General features: G+C 40.6%; 21 protein-coding genes. 7 read left to right on the forward strand and 14 right to left on the reverse strand.

Going from position 1 to position 21,446, the window contains the following annotated elements:
• Positions 1–129 precede the first annotated feature (129 nt).
• Complete coding sequence (locus tag FTU92_RS03035; RefSeq protein WP_026438431.1) at positions 130–360, reverse strand: hypothetical protein; 231 nt, start codon at positions 358–360, stop codon at positions 130–132.
• A gap of 212 nt (positions 361–572) precedes the next feature.
• Here FTU92_RS03035 and FTU92_RS03040 point away from each other — a divergent pair, with 212 nt between their 5' ends.
• Positions 573–1,067 carry a CinA family protein gene (locus FTU92_RS03040; protein ID WP_096901591.1) on the forward strand — a complete coding sequence of 165 codons (495 nt, stop codon included), beginning with the start codon at positions 573–575 and terminating at the stop codon, positions 1,065–1,067.
• Positions 1,068–1,074: 7 nt separating this feature from the next.
• On the opposite strand, the gene FTU92_RS03045 is transcribed toward FTU92_RS03040, so the two are convergent.
• From FTU92_RS03045 to prpB, 4 genes are all read right to left on the reverse strand, one after another.
• Positions 1,075–1,350, reverse strand: coding sequence for a type II toxin-antitoxin system RelE/ParE family toxin (locus FTU92_RS03045; RefSeq protein ID WP_004973465.1), 276 nt, complete (start codon positions 1,348–1,350; stop codon positions 1,075–1,077).
• Between the two features lie 5 nt (positions 1,351–1,355).
• Positions 1,356–1,577, reverse strand: coding sequence for a hypothetical protein (locus FTU92_RS03050; RefSeq protein ID WP_004973462.1), 222 nt, complete (start codon positions 1,575–1,577; stop codon positions 1,356–1,358).
• 298 nt (positions 1,578–1,875) lie between these two features.
• Positions 1,876–3,012 (reverse strand): 2-methylcitrate synthase, encoded by a 1,137-nt coding sequence (gene prpC, locus FTU92_RS03055; protein ID WP_004973461.1) that lies wholly within the window; start codon positions 3,010–3,012, stop codon positions 1,876–1,878.
• 4 nt (positions 3,013–3,016) lie between these two features.
• Positions 3,017–3,901 carry a methylisocitrate lyase gene (gene prpB, locus FTU92_RS03060; RefSeq protein ID WP_004973459.1) on the reverse strand — a complete coding sequence of 295 codons (885 nt, stop codon included), beginning with the start codon at positions 3,899–3,901 and terminating at the stop codon, positions 3,017–3,019.
• A 337-nt stretch (positions 3,902–4,238) separates the two neighbouring features.
• Between prpB and FTU92_RS03065 the strand changes: the two genes are divergently transcribed.
• The 3 genes from FTU92_RS03065 (at position 4,239) to FTU92_RS03075 (ending at position 6,558) form a co-directional block, all read left to right on the forward strand.
• Positions 4,239–4,889 carry a TetR/AcrR family transcriptional regulator gene (locus tag FTU92_RS03065; protein WP_096901590.1) on the forward strand — a complete coding sequence of 217 codons (651 nt, stop codon included), beginning with the start codon at positions 4,239–4,241 and terminating at the stop codon, positions 4,887–4,889.
• 111 nt (positions 4,890–5,000) lie between these two features.
• Positions 5,001–5,921: an ornithine carbamoyltransferase gene (gene argF, locus FTU92_RS03070; protein WP_004973455.1), complete on the forward strand. Its 921-nt coding sequence runs from the start codon at positions 5,001–5,003 to the stop codon at positions 5,919–5,921.
• A 148-nt stretch (positions 5,922–6,069) separates the two neighbouring features.
• Entirely contained in the window at positions 6,070–6,558 is a 489-nt protein-coding gene (locus FTU92_RS03075; protein ID WP_180095600.1) for a hypothetical protein, read from the forward strand.
• Positions 6,559–6,633: 75 nt separating this feature from the next.
• Here FTU92_RS03075 and FTU92_RS03080 read toward each other — a convergent pair whose 3' ends face one another.
• From FTU92_RS03080 to rpiA, 7 genes are all read right to left on the reverse strand, one after another.
• On the reverse strand, positions 6,634–6,987 hold the full coding sequence (locus tag FTU92_RS03080) for a YnfA family protein (RefSeq protein WP_004973443.1): 354 nt from the start codon (positions 6,985–6,987) through the stop codon (positions 6,634–6,636).
• 115 nt (positions 6,988–7,102) lie between these two features.
• Entirely contained in the window at positions 7,103–9,379 is a 2,277-nt protein-coding gene (gene clpA, locus FTU92_RS03085; RefSeq protein ID WP_004973441.1) for an ATP-dependent Clp protease ATP-binding subunit ClpA, read from the reverse strand.
• A gap of 9 nt (positions 9,380–9,388) precedes the next feature.
• Positions 9,389–9,805, reverse strand: coding sequence for an ATP-dependent Clp protease adapter ClpS (clpS, locus tag FTU92_RS03090; protein WP_004973438.1), 417 nt, complete (start codon positions 9,803–9,805; stop codon positions 9,389–9,391).
• A 19-nt stretch (positions 9,806–9,824) separates the two neighbouring features.
• The gene (locus FTU92_RS03095) at positions 9,825–10,598 is read right to left on the reverse strand and encodes a DUF6776 family protein (RefSeq protein ID WP_096901621.1); all 774 of its coding nucleotides are present in this window, start codon (positions 10,596–10,598) and stop codon (positions 9,825–9,827) included.
• 79 nt (positions 10,599–10,677) lie between these two features.
• Positions 10,678–11,733 (reverse strand): N-acetyl-gamma-glutamyl-phosphate reductase, encoded by a 1,056-nt coding sequence (gene argC / locus FTU92_RS03100; protein WP_180095602.1) that lies wholly within the window; start codon positions 11,731–11,733, stop codon positions 10,678–10,680.
• A 187-nt stretch (positions 11,734–11,920) separates the two neighbouring features.
• Entirely contained in the window at positions 11,921–12,601 is a 681-nt protein-coding gene (locus FTU92_RS03105) for a M48 family metallopeptidase (RefSeq protein ID WP_180095604.1), read from the reverse strand.
• A gap of 91 nt (positions 12,602–12,692) precedes the next feature.
• Positions 12,693–13,364, reverse strand: coding sequence for a ribose-5-phosphate isomerase RpiA (gene rpiA, locus FTU92_RS03110; RefSeq protein WP_004973429.1), 672 nt, complete (start codon positions 13,362–13,364; stop codon positions 12,693–12,695).
• A gap of 106 nt (positions 13,365–13,470) precedes the next feature.
• Between rpiA and ilvA the strand changes: the two genes are divergently transcribed.
• The 3 genes from ilvA to FTU92_RS03125 all read left to right on the forward strand — a co-directional run bounded on the left by ilvA (position 13,471) and on the right by FTU92_RS03125 (position 17,189).
• Entirely contained in the window at positions 13,471–15,009 is a 1,539-nt protein-coding gene (gene ilvA, locus FTU92_RS03115) for a threonine ammonia-lyase, biosynthetic (RefSeq protein ID WP_180095606.1), read from the forward strand.
• Between the two features lie 186 nt (positions 15,010–15,195).
• Positions 15,196–15,852 carry a TrkA family potassium uptake protein gene (locus FTU92_RS03120; protein ID WP_180095608.1) on the forward strand — a complete coding sequence of 219 codons (657 nt, stop codon included), beginning with the start codon at positions 15,196–15,198 and terminating at the stop codon, positions 15,850–15,852.
• Positions 15,849–17,189 carry a TrkH family potassium uptake protein gene (locus FTU92_RS03125; RefSeq protein WP_004973423.1) on the forward strand — a complete coding sequence of 447 codons (1,341 nt, stop codon included), beginning with the start codon at positions 15,849–15,851 and terminating at the stop codon, positions 17,187–17,189. Before FTU92_RS03120 ends, FTU92_RS03125 begins: the two co-directional genes overlap by 4 nt.
• A gap of 96 nt (positions 17,190–17,285) precedes the next feature.
• Here the strand turns inward: FTU92_RS03125 and FTU92_RS03130 are convergent, their stop codons facing one another.
• Complete coding sequence (locus tag FTU92_RS03130; protein WP_180095610.1) at positions 17,286–18,428, reverse strand: phospholipase A; 1,143 nt, start codon at positions 18,426–18,428, stop codon at positions 17,286–17,288.
• Between the two features lie 34 nt (positions 18,429–18,462).
• On the reverse strand, positions 18,463–21,402 hold the full coding sequence (locus FTU92_RS03135; protein ID WP_180095612.1) for an insulinase family protein: 2,940 nt from the start codon (positions 21,400–21,402) through the stop codon (positions 18,463–18,465).
• Between the last annotated feature and the right edge of the window lie 44 nt (positions 21,403–21,446).

Below are 21,446 nucleotides of genomic sequence, written 5' to 3' on the forward strand. Positions count from 1 at the left end.
TTTTCTTGTGATGTGAAATACAATTTTTTTCATCTAGCGGCCAAAAAGCACCAACTTCGATACGCTCCACTGGTGCTCAACCAGTCTGCTATTATATGGAAGCTCTGTTTAATTTAGATTGAAATGACTTTAAATCACCAGAACTCTGACAATGATGGTTTGATGCTCCTCATTTTCCTCAATCAGTTGTAAACGCTTTTGTTCTTTACTCACGACTTTAAAGCGCAAGTTTTGATATTCAATAATGCTTGGAATTTGGTCAAAATATTGTGCATCAGCATCAATTTCATCCTCAAATAATGATGTACCAAGTTGATAGTCCAAACTTTTTAAAACGATATATTTCACCGTTGTTTTCATCACAGCATCCTTTTTATTACTTTTTGCTTTACTTTTATTTGTATCACCGTTCATGCCACGATTAAACCTATAATTGTAAATTTTGCTGTATTTATAGGCAGTTAAATCGTGAACATTCTTATTTTAGCATTTCACTTTTTGATGTTTTTTCGCACAAGTCGACAAAATTCAGTACACTTGAGCAACTTATTCTATTCACTTGCAGATTTATCATGCTCAAACAATGCTGTGCCATACTTGAACAACGCCAACAGACTGTGGCTTTTATTGAAAGTGCCAGCTCAGGTTACTTATGTAGTCAGTTTTCTATTTATAAAAATAGCGGTGCCAATATTTTACTTGGTGGATTAGTCAGTTACGACCCAAGCATTAAACGTGAGATTTTGCATGTGAATAGTGACTTAATTGCCACCTATACCGCTGAATCCGCAGAAGTCACACAAGCCATGGCAGTTCAAGGCAAAAAACTATTTCAACATGCAGATTTTATTGTGGCATGCACAGGGTTACTGAAACCAGGCGGCAGTGCCACACCAGAAAAACCTGTAGGGACATTTTTTATCGCCATTCATTATCAGCAGCAAACTTTTCAGTACAAATATTTTTTAGATGGCAATCCATTACAACGACTAGAACAGCTCACTCTGTTAGTCGCTCAAGACCTGATTGATCTAATGCAAGATACAAACACTTGTACTGCACCCTGAAGTAAACCTATCTTTTTAAGTCTCTATAAAAATTCTCATGACTGCCCAATTTTAAAAGATAGAGTGTCATGATTTCGTCATCACTCACAGAGTAAGCCAGTAGCACAAGCTGTTTGTCCATTTTAAATTTATAAACAAATACTCCTGCTAAATCCCCCACTTTAGCTTCTCCGATATCAGGATTATTCCAAACGGTTATTACGGCATTATCAACATCTTTTTTCTGCTGCTTGGTTAGTTTTTTCACTGTCCGTTCAAATAAGGGAGTTTGTTGTATATTCATTGAACTCAACCAAAGCTATATGGTGTTGTATTCCCTGCTTTGACATGCGCCATACTAAGCAACAAATCTGCTATATCTTGAAAAGTTAAATCGGGATTGTCTTGTGCGATTTTTCCAATTTTAGCCCAGTACTCAATTTGTTTAGTTGCACTTCTACTTTCAGCCATCCCGTAAATCTTTGCTGATTCAACAATATCGCTGTCGATTTTAACTGCTACATGTGACATTGCTTTTTCCTCATATTAATTATGGAATAAATTTTAGCCAATCATGCAACCATTTACAACCTTAAGAAACAAAATACAACAACCTTCTTTTATGATCAAATATTTAAAAATGCGCTATCGTACGCCCGATCTTTTTTAATTCTCTAACGCTTCAATAATTACTCATTGTATTTTTGACTACCCTCATCCAAACCTCAAAAAAAATAAGGTTCCATTGCTTAACAATGAAACCTTATCTTCAGCCTAAACTGCTGCATCACATGATGTTCATGCACGGTACAGCTTTTTAGACAACCAATTAAGCAGCCGAACGCTCTGCAATTGGTACAACTTTACGCAATTCTGGGCCTGTATAATCTGCACTTGGGCGGATAATACGGTTATCTGCACGCTGTTCCATCACGTGTGCTGCCCAACCTGTTACACGGCTCATCACAAAGATTGGTGTAAATAGTTTGGTCGCAATACCCATAAAGTGATACGCAGACGCATGGAAGAAGTCAGCATTACAGAATAATTTCTTCTCACGCCACATCACTTCTTCACAACGCACCGATACAGGATAAAGTACTGTATCACCTACATCTTGCGCTAAACGCTCAGACCAGATTTTGATGATGCCGTTACGTGGATCATTGTCTTTATAAATCGCATGACCAAAGCCCATGATCTTTTCTTTACGTTCCAACTTGCCTAGCATTTCACGTTCAGCTTCTTCTGGCGATGTCCAATTTTCAATCATTTCCATCGCTGCTTCATTCGCGCCACCGTGTAATGGGCCACGTAATGAACCAATCGCGCCTGTAATACATGAATGCATGTCAGACAAAGTTGATGCGCAAACACGTGCTGTAAATGTTGATGCGTTGAACTCATGCTCTGCATACAAAATTAATGACACATTCATGACTTGTTCATGCAATTCATTTGGTTTTTCACCACGTAATAAATGCAGGAATTGTGCGCCAATTGAATCATCATCCGTATTTTCTTCAATACGCACGCCATCGTGGCTATAACGATACCAGTAGCAAATAATAGCTGGCAAAGTCGCCAAGATGCGGTCTGCTACATCTTGTTGCTGTTCAAATGACTGTTCGGTTTCTAAGTTACCTAGCATTGAAACACCTGTACGCATCACATCCATTGGGTGTGAATCTGCAGGAATACGCTCAAGCACTTCTTTGAGTGCTTGAGGCAATGCACGTAAAGATTTCAATTTTGCTTTATAGGCAGCCAATTGCTCTGAAGTCGGCAATTCACCAAAGAAAATCAAGTATGCAACTTCTTCAAACTGACAGTTTTCTGCCAAGTCTTGCACATCATAACCACGGTAAGTTAAGCCTGCGCCACTTTTACCAACAGTTGAGAGTGAGGTTTTACCTGCCACTTGTCCACGCAATCCTGCGCCTGTGAGTACTTTTCCTTCAGCCATTTTTTTAATTCTCCTGTTTGAACAGCTTGTCTAATGTATTTTCAAAAGTATGATAATCAAGGAATTCGTATAATTCTTTACGTTGTTGCATTTTGTCTAAGACATTCACTTGCGTGCCATCTTTACGAATGGATTGCATCACTTCAAGTGCTGCTTTTTGCATAGCACGAGTTGGTGAAAGTGGATACAACACCATGCGAATGCCCTGCTCAGCCAATTCTTCAGTGGTGTAATAAGGGGTATCACCAAACTCGGTAATGTTTGCCAATACAGGTACACCTACGGCATCACATACAGTTTTATACATGGTAATATCAGTCATAGCTTCTGCAAAAATTGCATCTGCACCCGCTTCCACACATGCGCAAGCACGGTCAATAACCGCCTGTAAACCTTCTTTTTGCAAGGCATCAGTACGTGCCATGACTACAAAGTTTGAATCGGTTTTCGCATCAACAGCCGCTTTAATACGATCAACCATTTCTTGCTGGGTTACAATTTCTTTGTTTGGACGATGTCCACAACGCTTTTGTGCAACCTGATCTTCAATATGAACTGCAGCAGCACCCGCAGCAATCATTTGTTTAATACTGCGGGCAATATTGAATGCACCGCCCCAACCTGTGTCAATATCCACCAATAATGGTGTATCAACACGCTCAGTAATACGACGTACATCTTCCAAGACGTTGTCTAAACTGGTCATGCCCAAGTCAGGTAAACCGTAAGAATAGTTGGCAACACCTGCACCAGATAAATAAATGGCTTTATAGCCCACTTGTTTTGCCATCATGGCAGCATAAGCATTTACCGTGCCGATAATTTGTAATGGCTTTTCGACTTCCAAGGCTTGTCTGAATCTTAAGCCCGCAGATGTTTGTTCTGTCATCTTCCTTTCCGCTTTTCTTACTATATTTTTCGAGATTCGAGTATATCGAGAATGCGAGATCACGCCATGGCTTTTTAGAATCTATACTCTAAAACTTTAGTCAAATAATTTTCAAATTTATTGCACAATAAATTTTCGTGATGTTGGTTATTCTTTATTTTTGATAAACACAGCTTTTTAGTACACTAAATGAGCAAAATTTAAACTATTTTCTAAAAATATGGCTTTTTCAGCTCAAATCATGCCATGTGCAAGTACACTTCGACACAGCACGCTGTACATATATTTGTTATAATGACAATCTCCCTTCTATTTAATTGATGATTTTTTACTCAATATGCACGAACTCGCCCATTTCGCTCCTTTAGGTAAAGATATACCACCAACCAAGCGTGGTCATGAGCGATGTGTAGCGTTATTAGTCAGTGCAACTGAGCTATTTTTAGAGCGTGGTTACGATGCCGTATCCTTAGATGATATTGTGCAACACGCAGGCGGTTCTAAAGCGTCGATCTATAAATACTTTGGCAATAAAGAAGGGTTATTCAAAGCTATTTGTGATTATCGCCGTGATAAATTTTTTCAGGATATTCACATTCCCTTTGAACAAATTGATTCAAATTTACGTGGTTATTTGATTCAAACCTTATTGAATTTTTATCATCATATTTTGGAACCAGAAAATGCAGCCTTTATGCGTCTGGTATTAGAGCAAAGTCAGCGCAATCCTGATATTGCCTTACACATACATGAGCGCGGCCCTTTGCATGTGCAACTTTGTATTGCCAAAGTATTGGAACATGCCAGTCAGCAAGGTTTAATTTGCTGTGAACAGCCTATTTATTCTGCACAACTGTATTTCGGTATTTTAAGAAATTTTGAATGGCGTATCATCATGGGTATTCCAAAACAAGAAACAGAACAAGAAACAACCAATTATGTAAGTTATTGTGTAGATCGCTTTCTAGACGCTCATCAAAAAGCTTAGTTTTTTGCAATTTCTGCATCCTATAGTATATTAGCCGATTCCCTTTTTCACTTAACCAACCAACAACTAATTGTTGTTTTTTCTCATTCAGCAATTATTGTGGAGTAACGAATGGCTCTACGTCACTTTCTAACATTACGCGATTTATCGACTTTAGAACTGAATCAAATTTTGCAACGCGCCATTGAGCTTAAGCGTAAACAGCATAACAATGAAGTTTTCCAGCCTTTTCCTGGCAAAGTCATGGGTATGATTTTTGAAAAATCCAGCACCCGAACCCGTGTATCGTTTGAAGCTGGCATGAGTCAGTTTGGTGGTAGCGCGATCTTCTTATCATCACGTGACACACAATTAGGTCGCGGTGAGCCAATTGAAGATTCTGCACGCGTCATTTCAAGTATGCTTGACATTGTGATGATTCGTACCTTTGGTCACGACATTGTAGAACGCTTTGCTTCTTACTCTAAAGTTCCTGTGATCAATGCCTTAACTGACGATCATCACCCATGCCAACTCCTTGCAGACATGCAAACCTATGTTGAACACCGTGGTTCAATTGAAGGTAAAACTGTGGCGTGGATTGGTGATGGCAACAATATGTGTAACTCATATATTGAAGCAGCACACATGTGGGGCTTTAATTTAAAAATTGCGACACCGAAAGGTTATGAGCCAGAACAGCGCTTCCTGTCTGAATTTGCACACTGCGTAGAATTGGTCGATTCTGCTGAGGATGCAGCAGTGAATGCTGATCTGATTGTGACCGATGTTTGGGCAAGCATGGGACAGGAAGAAGAACAAAAAATTCGTGAAAAAGCGTTTGCAGACTATCAAGTGAATGAACGCCTGATGGATTTAGCACATCCTGATTGTTTATTTATGCACTGCTTACCTGCGCACCGTGGTGAAGAAATTTCTGAAAATATGCTCGATCACAAAAATGCTGTAGTGTGGGATGAAGCAGAAAATCGCTTACATGCTCAAAAAGCATTGGTTGAGTTTTTATTGAATGAAAATCTTAAAAAAGACTAAGCTTTAAAACCCGTCTTAAATATTCGCAAAACTTTGATGAGTTTTGTTACAAACAGCACCAAAAGGTGCTGTTTTTTTATTTGGCTCGCTATAATCTTGAGTTATGGTCTATTTTTCTAAAATTTCTAAAAGAGCCTAGATAAACAATATGATTGATAAAACACTTGCCACAATTACGCTGTGCACTACTACACTGATCGCGAGTGCTTCACTCTATGCCAAAGCCAGTGAATTAGATCAATATTTAGTCCAACAAAAGATTCTAAGTGCAGATTATAAAATTCAAAATACCGTCGCTTTAAATGAAATTTTAGATGTCATTAGTGATGAAGATTCTCGTACTATGCCTTATCAGGTCGATCAAAATACAGTGATTGAACAAAGTACGGCGACAGACAAACAAATCAATATTCGTGGCATGATTATTTCACCTGACTTCACGCAGTTTGTAGAAAGTACGGGTTATAACAATGTCAAAAATATGATTAAACAAAACTTAATTCATAATTGTGAATCTATTTTTGAGCATCAGTTCCAACGGGTAAATCCCTATGTATTGAACTTAAAACTCAGTGCAGAAAAAACCCAGTTTAATGTGCAATTGGCAAATAGCGAGTGCCAATTTAAAGCAGACTGAACTGTATTTAAAACTAAAACAACCTCAGCTTTAAGATTTAATGCCTAAGGTTTAATGCGTAAACCCAAATATAACCTAACGTATTAAACCTTGCGGTTGTAAAATAATGATCAATGCGCCTAAAACTACTATCATTCCACCGAACATATCCCAACGTGTTAAATTGACTTGATCTACATACTTTAACCAAATCAAGGCTGTACAAATATAAATACCACCATAAGCCGCATAAATTCGCCCCGATGCCGCAGGATGTAGAGTCAATAACCACACAAAAGCCGCTAAGGCTAAAATTGTTGGCAGCCATAACCACTGTGATTTCCCCTGATTTAAAATCAAATAAGGAAAATAACAGCCTAATATTTCCATAACTGCCGTAACAAAAAACAAGAACGTTGTGCTGGCAATTTTAGTGATCTGAAAATCCATAAATCCTGTGTGGTCTCTCTTTTAGCAGTAACGATTCAAGTTCACGCATCTGCGAATTCATAAAAAATAACCCATGTTCAACATGGGTTATTTTCAAAATTCAAATAAGGATTGATTAGGCTGGTTCAGCCGTTTGATCTTCAAAGACTTCAAGTTTCAAACCGACTGCCTTACCGTTCTCTTTCTTCACAGAAACAGCCACATTACCGCCCTGTTCTGCAAGTTCACCAAACAGAATCATTTCTGCCAATGGCTTTTTCAAGTGTTCCTGAATCAGACGTTGCATTGGACGTGCGCCCATTAAGCGATCATATCCATGCTCAGCCATCCATTCACGCGCATCTTGATCAACCTCCAGAATGACTTTTTTATCATCCAACTGCGCTTGTAATTCAGTCAAGAATTTATCCACTACATTTTCAATTACTGTAGTAGGTAAAGCTTTAAATTGAATGACCCCATCCAAACGGTTACGGAACTCAGGTGAGAAGGCTTTTTTCATCGCTTCTTGGTTGTCATTACTGTTGTCTTGATCCATGAAACCAATGCTCACGCGGGAAATACTTTCCGCACCAATATTAGTGGTCAGAACCAAAATCACATTACGGAAGTCTGATTTACGACCATTATTATCGGTCAATGAACCATGATCCATAATTTGCAGCAATAGGTTAAATACATCAGGATGCGCTTTTTCAATTTCATCCAACAACAACACACAATGCGGATTTTTATGAATCGCATCGGTGAGTAAGCCACCCTGATCAAAACCGACATAGCCTGGAGGTGCACCAATTAAACGTGAAACGGCATGGCGCTCCATGTACTCAGACATATCAAAGCGAACCAATTCCACACCCAACAGTTTTGCCAACTGCTTGGTAACTTCGGTTTTACCAACGCCTGTCGGGCCAGCAAATACAAAACTACCCACTGGTTTGTCTGGTGTTTTTAAACCAGCACGTGACAGTTTAATTGCTGATGCTAACGCTTCAATAGCTTCATCTTGACCAAAGACCACACGTTTTAAATCACGCTCAAGATGTTCAAGTACAGTCTTGTCATCTTTCGATACGGTTTTAGGTGGAATACGTGCAATTTTAGAGACGATATCTTCAATGTTTTCTACTGTGATTAAAGTATCATCTTGCTCAGCTCTTAAACGGCGCTGCGCACCTGCTTCATCAATCACATCAATGGCTTTGTCTGGCAAGAAACGGTCATTGATAAATTTGGCCGATAACTCTACCGCAGACACCAATGCTTTATCATCATATTTAACATGGTGAAATTCTTCAAATTTCGATTTTAAACCACGTAAAATATCAATCGTTTCTGAAATTGAAGGCTCATTCACATCAATTTTTTGGAAACGGCGTGAAAGTGCATGGTCTTTTTCAAATACCTGACGATATTCTTGGAATGTCGTCGAGCCAATGCAACGCAAAGTACCATTTGCCAACGCAGGTTTAATTAAATTTGATGCATCCATAGTGCTACCCATGCTTGAGCCTGCACCAATAATCATGTGGATTTCGTCAATAAATAAAATGGCATCAGGTTTCTTTTTCAAGGCATTTAACAGTTGTTTTAAACGCTTTTCAAAGTCACCACGGTATTTTGTACCCGCTACCAACGCACCGATATCCAAACTATATACTTCGGCATTTTCGAGTGGTTTTGGCGCTTTACCATTCACAATCAGCCACGCCAGACCTTCGGCAATAGAGGTTTTACCCACGCCTGGATCACCCACCAACAATGGGTTGTTCTTACGACGACGGCATAGAATTTGTGCAGCACGCTCAATTTCTTTTTCACGCCCAATTAACGGATCGGTTTTACCCTTTTGCGCTTCAGTATTCAAATTTAGCGTGTAAAGCTCTAACGGGCCAGCATTGGCAGAGCTTGAACTTTCGCTATCTAATTCTTCAACCTCTTCTTCCGCTTGCGTTTCGTCTTTACGTGTACCGTGCGATAAGTATTGCGTTAAGGTCAAACGGTTAATTTGATGACGCTTGAGTAGATACACGGCAAATGAATCACGTTCAGAGTACATTGCCACTAAAATATCTGCGCCTTCAACCGTACGGTCACCACCGCTAGATTGCACATGGAAAATACCACGCTGCAAAATGCGGTCAAAACTTTCGGTCGGGTGCGGCGCCTGATCGTTATTTTCAGCAAGTTTAGGGGTATGTTGTTCTACATATTCTTCGAGTTCTTTACGCAGCACAATAACATCTGCACCACACGCCTTGAGTGCATTGACTGCCGAATCATTGTCTAATAAAGCCAATAATAAATGTTCAACCGTTAGAAACTCGTGTCTCTTTTGACGAGCCATGCTAACAGCCAAACGTAGTGATACTTCTAATTGACGACTGAGCATGTAACCCCCTTAATCTTTAGGCTCAATCTGACAAAGTAATGGATGACCTTGTGATCGAGCGTAATTATTGACTTGGTTCGCTTTCGTTTCCGCAATATCCCGCGGATAGACCCCTGCGACACCTTTTCCTTCATAGTGTACAGTTAGCATTACTTGAGTCGCTTGGTCAAGATTCATTGCAAAGTATTGTTGTAAAATTTCAATTACAAAGTCCATTGGGGTGTAATCATCGTTCATTAAAACGACAACATATAAAGGTGGGCGTTTTAATTGTGGCGGCGCAGTTTGTACCGCAATATCACCATCATCTTCATGTCCTGCATCATCCACACTTAAACGCGGGGTTAAATGCCAATCGACATAGCCAGATTGATGAAAAGTGGTTTTAATTTCATTTAAACAGATGGATCTTTTTTGGGTTCGCATAAGTTTTACATATCACACATTATTGAGCGCTAGCTTCTGCTTGTGGAATTTCAGAAATAAAGGCAGAATCTGCCTCCACGGCTTTGCCTTTGCTCCAACTGAAGCGTTTAATCACAGGAGTTGCGCCATTTAAACGGACTTCAATAAAGTCTGGATTAAAGCCTTTAGGCATGCTCCAGCGCCCTGTTAAACGCTCATAATTATCAAAATTAAAATTGCTGTCTTCCATCGGAACAACCAGCACTTCTGTGCCTTGAATTAAACGCAGTTCTACCGTACCACTTGCACGTCGCTTGTTTGGACTCACTTGTACCAAATCGACCTGATATTCATAAGCATTGTCTGGTAATGGTTTCACCCCAAGATTTTGCACGGTCAGGCTTAAACCACCACGTTGACGCAAAACTTCACGATAAATCGCACTCATGCCTTCAGTACGTTGCTTATCTTCAGTTGCTTGAGTGAAAGCTTGATACAAATCATTGGAGTTACTGACCGCAACATCGCGTTCTTGAACCGCAGCATTTAAGCTCTTATTCAGACTTTCCAAACGCGTTTTTTGTTCTTGCACCACTTCAACCAGTTGTTCTGCATCGGCATCGTAACCAACCACAGTTAAGCCCTGACGATGCCCGACTGAATAGCCCAAAAAGCCACTACCTAAAATTAAAATGGCAGCACCAATTGCCAAAGGCGCATTGCTTTCAAGAAATGGCTTTTTTTCTGGCGGTGTAGATGAGGGTGTCATGCTTGAATTCGACTGTGACGTGGTTTCTGTATCGGTGTTATGCATCGTCATCTCTTGTTTTGATTCATTCAAAGCACACATTTAAATCGAAATCTAAATGTGTGTGAAGTTGAAAAACGTGTTCTTATGGTAATAAACCAATCACCTCAAGTCCTGCATGTTCTGCAAAACCAAACATGAGGTTCATATTTTGTACTGCTTGCCCTGCTGCACCTTTCACCAAGTTATCTTGTGCCACCAAAAGTACTAATTTTTTCGGTTGTGGCTTATACAATGCGATACGCAACTGGTTAGCGCCACGTACTGAGCGTGTTTCTGGTGAACTGTTGGCTGGCATGACATCTACAAACTGTTCATTGGCATAAAACTGCTCATACAGGCTTTGTAAATCTGCTTCATCACCTGCATCAGTTAAATCTACATAAATGGTGCTGAGCATACCGCGAATCATAGGTACTAAATGCGGTACAAACACAATGTGATTAAACACATCTTTTTGACCCGAAATATTTTCCAATGCTTCTACAATTTCTGGATGATGACGATGCCCCGCAACGCCATAAGCCTTAAAGTTGTCTGCATTTTCAGAATAAATCATGCCCAAACTGGCTTTACGGCCTGCACCAGACACACCTGATTTTGCGTCAATAATAATGCTTTCAGGTTTCACTAAAGCTTCAGCTTGTTTAAATAATGGTGCTAAACCAAGTTGCACTGTGGTTGGATAACAACCTGGGTTACCAATCACCTGTGCGTGTTTAATTTGCTCACGGTTGAGTTCAGACAAGCCATAAACTGAATCTTTTAAAATGTCTGGGCAAGCATGTTGCATGCCATACCATTTTTCAAACTGTGCTAAATCTTGCAAACGGAAGTCTGCTGCTAAATCGACCACTTTGGTGTTGGCTGCAACAAGCTCCGCAGCATGTTGCATTGCAACGCCGTGCGGTGTAGCAAAGAACACCACATCACACTGTTTTAATTCTTCGATGTTTAAATCGGAGTAGCACAGGTCTGTGTGTCCACGCAGGCTTGGGAACATATCATCTACACGGCGACCCGCTTCTGTACGTGAAGTCAGTACATTTACTTTCACATTTGGGTGTCGTAGCAAAAGACGCAATAATTCAACGCCTGTATAACCTGTACCACCGACAATACCAACTGAAATCACGTGCATTACCTCAATTCAAAAGCATGTTTAAGCTAACGCTATAGTATGACAGGAAGTTTTGGTTTTCTGAACTGTTTTACTAGGGTTTTGGGGCTTTTCTTTATTCTGTTGATTTTATAAAAGATGATTTGGATTGTAGTCAATACGTGCAACACCTTTGCATTGTAGTCTTATCATGTGGGTGTTGGCTTTTTTATTGATACCACCACCAAGGCAAAGACGTTGTTTTTAACTGCTTGCGATGCTGCAAATAGTGCGCATCATGCCGTTGTACTTCAACCCAAAATGCAGGACTATGATCAAAATGTCGTGTATGCGCCAACTCATGCACAGCAACATATCGCACAATTTGTTCAGGAAACAACACCAAGGCGCTATTGAGCATAATATGCTGTTGCGTACTGCAACTGCCCCAACGGGTTTTCGGTTGACGAATTGCGCACTGTTTAAATGGCAAAGCAATTTCATGACTGACTGTTTGCAAATATATCGGCAATATTTGTTTGGCATAAGCAATAACAAAGGCTTTTAAATATGCCGCAGGTTGGCGGTCACTAACCCATAGGCAATGCTGTTTTAAATCTAAAATAAAACTGTGTTTTTGTGTTTGATAATGAATATTTAAAGGCTTAGCCAAATTAAAAAGTGATAACTGATTTGGCAATTCACGCCGAACAAGTCCTTGCTGCGCCTGCTGTTTATGCCAAGTTTCAATCATCCACTGTTCAGATTGCTGCAAAAAATCCTGAATTTGTCGCTGAGTACAATATTTCGGTACAGTTAAGCGAATTTGATGCGGCTCGACACGCAAACGTAAACGTGTTGCTTTTGCATGTGGTGTGATTTGAATTTCAGGTAAGTCGGATAATGTCATTGTTGTTCTTTTATTAAATCCTCCCCGACCCCTCCTTTAATAAAGGAGGAAGAAAAGCCCCCCATTAAAAACAAGGGACTTGGGAGACGAATTAAACCGCAGTACGTTCTTCAATGCCGTTATTGGTCGCTACAATTGCAATATCTGCTTTATTGATGGCAAAAATACCATTGGTCACAACACCCGGAATATCATTCAAGGTTTTTTCTAATTCCAACGCATTTAAAATATTTAAATTATAAATATCTAAAATCACGTTACCGTTATCAGTTACCACACCTTCACGGTAAGCAGGATCGCCACCTAAAGCCACAATTTTACGTGCTACCGCAGAACGAGCCATTGGAATCACCTCAATTGGCAATGGAAACTCACGTCCTAATTGCTCTACCCATTTTGAATCATCGACAATACAGATAAACTTACGTGCAATAGAAGCCACAATTTTTTCACGGGTCAACGCTGCGCCGCCGCCTTTAATCATGTGCATGTGACGGTCAATTTCATCTGCACCATCAACATAAGCATCTAAACTGCCCACAGAGTTCATATCGACCACTTCAATACCAAGTTTCTTTAAGCGCTCCGCAGTCGCTTCAGAACTTGCCACAGCTGCTTCTAATTGTAATTCAGGCAATAAATCAATCAGGAAATTCACTGTACTGCCTGTACCTACCCCCAAAATCCCGCCTTTAGGCAAATGTTTTAATGCTGCTTTGGCAGCCGCTTGCTTCTTTTCATCTTGGGTAGCATACAGACTCATGACTTCACTCAACTATTTTTGACATTTGTTGCCGATTTTACAGCGCAAATGTGCAGGGGTTTGTTACAATAACCCCCTATTTTAAACTGTTAGATGGAAGATTAACATGCTGTCTCGTTTGGTTCGACAAATTTTACAAGCAACGGTCTACGATGTTGCAATCGAAACCCCACTCGACGCAGCGCCACGAATTAGTGAAAAACTGAACAATAACATTCGCTTTAAACGTGAAGACTTACAACCTGTATTCTCTTTTAAATTGCGTGGTGCGTATAACCGTATTAGCCAATTACCCAAAGACCAACTTGAACGTGGTGTAATTACTGCCTCTGCAGGCAACCATGCGCAAGGTGTAGCATTGTCTGGGCAAAAACTGGGCATTCGCGCCATTATCGTTATGCCTAAAACCACGCCAGATATTAAAGTACAAGCGGTAAAACGCTTGGGTGGCGAAGTGGTATTACATGGTGACTCATTTGATGTTGCCAACAAATATGCAATTCAGCGTGCCAAAGACGAAGGCATGACTTTTATTCCACCGTATGACGATGAATTGGTCATGGCAGGTCAAGGCACCATTGCCAATGAAATTTTACGTCAATGGCGTGATGTAGAATATGTTTTCGTTGCTGTTGGTGGTGGTGGTTTAATTGCAGGTGTTGCAGCCTACTTGGGTGATGTCGCACCGCATGTCAAAGTCATACCTGTAGAATATGATGAATCTGCTTGTTTAAAAGCCGCATTTGAAGCCAATGAACGTGTGATTTTACCGCAAGTGGGTTTATTTGCCGATGGTACTGCCGTCGCACAAATTGGTGAAAAACCGTTTGAAGTGCTGCAACTGCAAAAATCAGATCAATCCGGGCCAATTGTTGAGCGCGATGTAGTTTTAGTAAATACCGATGAAATCTGTGCCGCAATTAAAGATACCTTTGATGAAAACCGCAGTATTGTTGAACCTTCAGGTGCAATGGCATTGGCAGGTATTAAAAAATACGTCGAGCAGCATCAACTGCAAAACAAAAATATTGTGTCCATTGTATGTGGCGCCAATATGAACTTTGACCGCTTGCGCTACATTGCGGAACGTACTGAACTCGGTGAACATAAAGAAGCAATTTTTGCCGTGACCATTCCAGAAGAAAAAGGTGCGTTCCTTAACTTCTGCCGTGCGCTGCAAGGTCGTAATATCACCGAGTTTAACTACCGCGCCAGCGATGCTACTGCTGCACAAGTCTTTGTCGGCATCAGCTTAAAATCTGGTGAAAAAGAACGCCACGACATTTATGAGTTACTCAAAACCCAGTACGATGTTGATGATTTGTCGGATGATGAAGTAGCAAAACTACACATTCGTTATTTGGTCGGTGGTCATGCCGATATTGAAAATGAACGTCTATTCCGTGTGGAATTTCCAGAGCGTCCGGGTGCATTACTGACTTTCTTGGAGCGCTTAGGCCCAACACACAACATTACCTTGTTCCACTATCGTAACCACGGTGCAGCAGAAGGTCGTGTATTGGTTGGTTTAGAAGCATCGGATGCCAAACAGAACCCAGATGGTTTAATTGAAACGTTGGAAAATATCACTTATCCATACCAAGAGATTACCAATAACTTAGGCTATCAACGCTTCTTAAAATAATCTGCTGATTTGTTCTCATATACTAAAAAACCGCTGACTAAGGCGGTTTTTTAGTCATAATGCTACAGTGTAACACAAGGAATTATTTTAAAATATTCATCTCTGTTGAGCGTATTTAAAATACGCAGCTTCAGGCAAAATAAATCACAGCTCACGTACAATAAAACACTTTTTCAGGATAATGCTATGGCGCAATTTGCAGTCATTGGTTTAGGCAGCTTTGGTGCAACGGTTGCTACGCAACTGGTCAAGTTAAACCACGATGTTATTGGCATAGACAGCAATAAAAAATTTGTAGAAAATATTGCCGATCAAATTACCCATGCCGTCATTGCTGATGCTACCGATGAGCACGTTTTGGAAGAACTAAACATTCAAAATTGTGATGCTGTAGTTGTCGCAATTGGCGAAGATATTGAAGCCAGTATTTTATGTGTTCTCAATTTAAAGAATATGGGCATCACTAAAATATACGTGAAAGCCAAAAGTAAAGCGCACACCATGATTTTGACCCATTTGGGCGTAAGTAAAATTATTCACCCTGAAGAAGATATGGGCGTTCGCATCGCGCAATCGCTGAGTTATCCGATGGTGAGTCGTTATATGAGCCTAAACGACAACCACTATATTGTAAAAGTAAAAATTAAAGACAACTTGCATGGCACGCGCATTCATAGTCTGATGTCACATGCACCCGAAGTTAAACTTTTACTGTTTAAACGTGCCGAAACGATTTTCTATACGCTTGAATCCAATTTAATGCTACAAACAGATGATATTTTGGTGGTTGAAGGACAACTTGAACCATTAAAACGCTTATCTAAACAATTTAAGTCAGAATGAAAAAAACAGCGAAACAACCAATCAAAACTGTCAATTTAAGCCCACCCAGTCTTTTGGCACTGGGCTTTTTAAGCTTTATTAGCATTGGCACAATCTTGCTGAAACTGCCCATTTCCCATCATGGCGAGATGAGTTGGATTAATGCCTTATTTACTGCTACATCTGCAGTGACGATCACTGGATTGTCTGTAGTGAATATTGGCGATGCTTATACCGTATTTGGGCAAATGGTCATTATGTTGTTGTTACAATGTGGTGGCTTAGGTTTTATGACTTTTGCGATTTTAGCGGTTTTAAGTTTGTCATCCAAAATTGGTTTAAAACAACAAATCATGGCGCAAGACACCATTGGGCAAACCAACCTGTCTAAAGTGTCGATGACCATTAAAAGCGTGTTGCTCTACTCATTGTTTTTTGAAGGGATTGGCACGGTTATTTTAACCTTGGCATGGATGCAGGATTATCCATTTAGCGATGCATTTTTCTATGCGGCTTTCTATAGTGTTTCAGCCTTTAACAATGGTGGATTTTCATTATTTCCCAATAGCTTAATGAGTTTTGCAGATCAATACCTGATTACCTTAACTATTAGTATGCTGTATATCATTGGCGGTATTGGTTTTGTGGTACTCATGGATATTAAACGTGCCAAACGCTGGAAAAAACTCTCACCCAATAGCAAGCTGATTTTATCGACCATTGCTGGTTTAAACTTTGTGGCCTTTCTGCTGATTTGGGCGATTGAAGCCAATAATCCACATACCCTTGCAGCCATGAGTATTGGCGATCAAGCCCTCAATGCATGGTTTCACGCTACCGTTCCTCGCTCATCAGGCTTTAATAGTCTAGATGTCGCAAGTATGCAAAATAGCTCGACCTTGCTCACCATGCTTCTGATGTTTATTGGTGGTGGTTCGCTCAGTACCGCAGGCGGTATTAAAGTTGGCACATTTATTATTGTCATTTTAAGTGTGATCAGTTTTTTAAGACGTTCAGATGAGGTGCGTGTGTTTAATCATGCTGTACCTGAACGTACCACCTTTAAAGCTTTGGCGGTGATCAGCATCACAGGTATGTTAATTTGCCTCGGTTTGTTTAGCTTACTTGCCCTTGAACCGAAACTGAATTTTTTAGACCTGTTGTTTGAGGCTGTATCTGCAGCGTGCACGGTGGGTTTATCCCGTGGTGTTACAGGTGAATTACAACCTGCCAGCTTAATTATTTTAATGTTGTTGATGTTTGCAGGTCGTTTAGGGCCGCTGACTTTGGCTTATTTAATCGCCACACCACAAAAAAGCCGACTTAAACATCCAACCGCAGATATTCAAGTTGGATAAAAGCTGGATACGATCCGACTTCAAAAACAAACGCCAATCTTCAAAATTGGCGTTTTATATTCAGCGAGCAATAATGAGAAATCAATCTTAATCTACTTAAAACCAATTCATTAAAGACACACCCAAACCAACATAGGTGGCGCGGTGGTTATAATCAATCAGGCTTTCACCATAACCATCAAACAATTGGAAATGACCGCGTAATTTTCCACTGATTGGGAAAACCCAGTCAAACTGTGCTGCACCGTGCGCGTCATCACCGCCTTTTAAGCTATGACGAAGCATCAAAGAAAAGTCATGCTCTTTCCAGCGATAAAATGCCAACATATCGCCACGCCCGATATAATTTTTAATTTCAGGGTTATTGTCATCGCTGCGGTCTTCTTCAATGCGATACCACGGACGTAACATCAAGGCAAAATTGTCTTTTTCAAAACCTAAATTAAAAATCACCCGATTCCAACTGCGTGATAATGGATCAGAACGACCATTGGATTGATGGTTCAACGTCACACCCAATAAACGACCATGCAGCCCCATAAGTGTATAGTTGGTGCGGAACATCAAACTGGCTTCAGGCTCATAATTGGTTTCACGAAATGGACGTGACTCATCACCATTATAAACCTGCCAACGTGATGACTGGGTATAACCTAGCCACACATCACCGTTATCACCCAACAGATTTTCTACCGCTTTGGTTTTTAAAGACAGCTGAAATTTGGTTTCCATTGAGGTCAGGTTTTGCTCCTTACCCACGGGAACGGTATTTTGCTCATTCAAGCTTTGTGGACGTTCATTTTTATTGGACGTCCAAAAAGTAGGCATCAAATACACAGGTTGATAAGCACGTAAATTCCATGTGCCTAATTTGCTATCGGGTGAAAGCTCCCAGCGCTTATCCAGTAAAGATACATTCGGATCAAGCTTTGGTACATCAAATGAAAATAAATTACTCACACCCACTGCAATTTTTTCTTTCACAGTTTCAGGTGCAAGTGCCTGAGCGGCTTGACGTTCGCTAATCAGCGCTGTTTTTTCTGCTTCAGGAATTTTAAACAGAGCATCGTAACACACCAAACGATCAACATTTGACTCTAAAGCCACACAGGCTTCAGGTGTTGCAGGTGCAACTAAGCTAGCTGGGTCTTGTGCATAGGTTTTCGCCACAAACACAGTGCTGAGTGCGGCAACACTCAGCGACAGTCCTGTGCGTTCAAACAGTTTGAACGCGCTCATAAATCCCCCTAAGTTTTCGTTGTTATTTCACGTATCAGTTCACTTGTTTAATTTCAAAACCAAGTTCGAGCAATGCTTCACGTTTTGACACAGGTGCGACTACGGCTTTAGATGCTTGCTGCTGACGCAAATATTGCTCCGCAACACGTTTTAAATCGTCTAAAGTCACCGCCAATAAACGCTCACGTAATACTGTGCGGAATGAGGGTGTACGCGCGTGCAATAATGCATAACATGCAGTAATCGCTTCACCTGCAGGCGAACCTGGTTTATCCATACTAGCAATTAAACCTAAAATCGCTTCTTCTAGTTGATGCGGCAATTGCTCTGCATTAAATAACCAATCAATACTCGCTTCAAAGTCTGCGAAAGTTTCTGCCAAGCGTGGATCACGATAACTGTAAAAACGGAATGAACATGCATTGCCATCGTAGCTTGCACCGCCACCGTAAGCACCGCCTTTTTCACGGATTGCGCTGTGTAAGAAACCATTGCGCAAATATGCAGCCAATACCATCAAAGGTGCAGCATCAGGATGCGACACTTCCACCGCAGGATACGCAGCCGCACAGAATTGCACATTGGCTTGAATCAACCATGCCTGATCTTGCGTTGAATGATCTACAGGAACTTGAGTTAAAGCAGCAGGATTTTCTGCAACAATAAGTTTATCCCAAACTTCTTGAACTTCTTCGACCAAACGATCGGATTGATGTTCTTCACATACTAACAAAAATTGCTTAGGTGCTTGCAGTAATTTATGGTGAATCAATTGCAATTCAGCAATCAATTTCTCGTATTCCGCTGCATCTTTTTCAATTTTAGCAACCAAGTCTGCCAACCAATTTAATGCGCCCAAACCTGTGTTGTTGTAATCGCGCTGTGCCAAAGCACTGTGATGACGTCCTGCAATTTGCATGGCATAACTATGCCCCGAACCCGACAAACGCGACTGCCAACGGGTTTTACGTTGTTGTAATAGCTCGATAATACGGTCTTTTTCATCAAAACGTAATTGCTCAAATGCCAGTTTCAGCAAGCGGATGGCTTCAAGATTATTCACCAAAGACTTAGTGGTTAAAGTGAGCCATGCACTGATCTGATTTTTGTCATCGACTTTAGAGCGTAAAGATGCGCCCATGCCCAAACCACCGCTGACTGCGGTTTGTAGCTGTTGTAATTCTAAATAGTCGTATTCACCTGCACCCACTTCGCCCATCAAAATAGACAGCAAATTAAAATATGGCGATTGAACAATTTCATCAGGAATTTGAATCAATACTTGCTGATAGTAAATTCCATTGGTTCCTGCATGATATAAATTTAAAGGATAATCAATGCGGTTACTGATAATTTCACGCAACTCACCCTGCACAATATGCAAAGCTGCAGGCACATCTTCCAAACCAACTTTTGGCAATAAATTCAAATCATCTGGCGTATCTTGACGGACTTTTAAAGCTTCCGTTTGCGCGACGATTTCTGCTTTTTGCTCATCTGTGAGTTGTGCGCCTATCTCAGCCAGACGTGCTTTTTCAAGTGCAGCATCTTTGGCCGATTTTTCTGCATCTGGAACCAAAGTCATTTGAACACGGTGCGGGTTATCAATTAAATGCGTCTGAATTAGCCGTGATAACCACATTGGATCTTTAAGTTCTTCTTTGACTTGCTCAATCGCAGTATCTACATCCCACACCTGAATTGGGTCATTGTGGTGAATTGCACTGCTTAAACCATTTAAAATCAAGCTCAACCCGTATGGCATACCATCGCCATTAATTTCACGCTGATGCAATTCAATTTGATGCAAAATTGCATCGACCAATGCCGTATCCACAGGCTGTGCAGCCACGTCTTGTAAAACTTTTAAAACGCCCGCCTGAAATTCTGCTGCATGTTCAGGGTTAGAACCTTGCACACCACAGAAGAAGGTCATTTCAAAGTTGGAATCATCCACGCCCGTCAATGGCCCTGTAGATTGTGCATGCGCCCAAGTTTCCAAATAATGACGCAGTGGTGATGCAGAATTTTCAAGTAAAACACCTTCAACCAAACGCATACCTAAGCGTAATTTAATATCGCTTGCTTCAGGCAATAACCACGCCAAAACATGATAAGTTTTATCTTTCAGTTCTTCTGCATCGACTGCATAACTTTCAGTCACTGCCACTGGCGCAGCTAAACGACGCTCAGGCTTCGAATACAACGTTTCGCCCTGTTCAAATTTCGCCAAAGCCAACTGTTCAAACTGTTCTTGTAAATCGTATGCAGGCGTATTGCCAAAAGTCATAAATACCGCATTACTTGGGTGATAATGTGACTTATAAAAATCTACCAATTCTTGATAGGTTAAATCTGGAATATCTTTCGGGTCGCCACCTGAATTGTAGTGGTAAGTTGTTTCAGGGAATAAATGATAAGCCAATTGGTGATAAAGCTGATCGGATGGCGAACTCATCGCACCTTTCATTTCATTAAATACCACGCCTTTATAAACAGGCTCGCCATTTTCCAGCTCAATACGAATACCTTCCTGAGCAAAATCGAGAGGATTTAAATTGGCTGCAAAAGCCGCATCCATATACACCGCAAGCAGGTTTTGGAAATCTTTTTTGTTTTGTGTTGCAAATGGATAAGCTGTCCAATCTGCCGCGGTAAATGCGTTCATAAAAGTATTCAATGAACGACGAATCATTAAAAAGAACGGGTCACGGACAGGGAATTTTTCAGAACCACACAACGCAGTATGTTCTAAAATATGTGCCTCACCTTTGGAGTCCATCGGCTGAGTGCGAAATGCGACTAAAAATACATTTTCATCATGTTCTGTCGCTAAGTGATAATGCACCGCACCTGTAACTTTATGTTTATATTCAGACACTAAAATGTCTAAGGCTTCAACATGGTGTTGACGTACCAACTGAAACGCAGGATGTACAGTCTGGGAAATGGTTTCAGTGACATCTACAGTCATGTGATCTCCTAAAAATAAGCAAATAAAAAACTAAAGCCATTATA

It is taken from the genome of Acinetobacter sp. YH12205, from assembly GCF_013418125.1.
Classification (GTDB): domain Bacteria; phylum Pseudomonadota; class Gammaproteobacteria; order Pseudomonadales; family Moraxellaceae; genus Acinetobacter; species Acinetobacter towneri.

Coding starts and splice junctions, on each gene's coding strand:
- prpB (WP_004973459.1), bottom strand. CDS start 3,901: ATGACAGAACAAACATCTGCGGGCTTAAGATTCAGACAAGCCTTGGAA.
- FTU92_RS03125 (WP_004973423.1), top strand. CDS start 15,849: ATGAAAAAAACAGCGAAACAACCAATCAAAACTGTCAATTTAAGCCCA.
- FTU92_RS03120 (WP_180095608.1), top strand. CDS start 15,196: ATGGCGCAATTTGCAGTCATTGGTTTAGGCAGCTTTGGTGCAACGGTT.
- FTU92_RS03045 (WP_004973465.1), bottom strand. CDS start 1,350: ATGAATATACAACAAACTCCCTTATTTGAACGGACAGTGAAAAAACTA.
- FTU92_RS03105 (WP_180095604.1), bottom strand. CDS start 12,601: ATGACATTATCCGACTTACCTGAAATTCAAATCACACCACATGCAAAA.
- ilvA (WP_180095606.1), top strand. CDS start 13,471: ATGCTGTCTCGTTTGGTTCGACAAATTTTACAAGCAACGGTCTACGAT.
- FTU92_RS03050 (WP_004973462.1), bottom strand. CDS start 1,577: ATGTCACATGTAGCAGTTAAAATCGACAGCGATATTGTTGAATCAGCA.
- clpS (WP_004973438.1), bottom strand. CDS start 9,805: ATGCGAACCCAAAAAAGATCCATCTGTTTAAATGAAATTAAAACCACT.
- FTU92_RS03075 (WP_180095600.1), top strand. CDS start 6,070: ATGATTGATAAAACACTTGCCACAATTACGCTGTGCACTACTACACTG.
- prpC (WP_004973461.1), bottom strand. CDS start 3,012: ATGGCTGAAGGAAAAGTACTCACAGGCGCAGGATTGCGTGGACAAGTG.
- FTU92_RS03065 (WP_096901590.1), top strand. CDS start 4,239: ATGCACGAACTCGCCCATTTCGCTCCTTTAGGTAAAGATATACCACCA.
- clpA (WP_004973441.1), bottom strand. CDS start 9,379: ATGCTCAGTCGTCAATTAGAAGTATCACTACGTTTGGCTGTTAGCATG.
- FTU92_RS03035 (WP_026438431.1), bottom strand. CDS start 360: ATGAAAACAACGGTGAAATATATCGTTTTAAAAAGTTTGGACTATCAA.
- FTU92_RS03130 (WP_180095610.1), bottom strand. CDS start 18,428: ATGAGCGCGTTCAAACTGTTTGAACGCACAGGACTGTCGCTGAGTGTT.
- FTU92_RS03040 (WP_096901591.1), top strand. CDS start 573: ATGCTCAAACAATGCTGTGCCATACTTGAACAACGCCAACAGACTGTG.
- rpiA (WP_004973429.1), bottom strand. CDS start 13,364: ATGAGTCTGTATGCTACCCAAGATGAAAAGAAGCAAGCGGCTGCCAAA.
- argF (WP_004973455.1), top strand. CDS start 5,001: ATGGCTCTACGTCACTTTCTAACATTACGCGATTTATCGACTTTAGAA.
- FTU92_RS03095 (WP_096901621.1), bottom strand. CDS start 10,598: ATGCATAACACCGATACAGAAACCACGTCACAGTCGAATTCAAGCATG.
- FTU92_RS03080 (WP_004973443.1), bottom strand. CDS start 6,987: ATGGATTTTCAGATCACTAAAATTGCCAGCACAACGTTCTTGTTTTTT.
- FTU92_RS03135 (WP_180095612.1), bottom strand. CDS start 21,402: ATGACTGTAGATGTCACTGAAACCATTTCCCAGACTGTACATCCTGCG.
- argC (WP_180095602.1), bottom strand. CDS start 11,733: ATGCACGTGATTTCAGTTGGTATTGTCGGTGGTACAGGTTATACAGGC.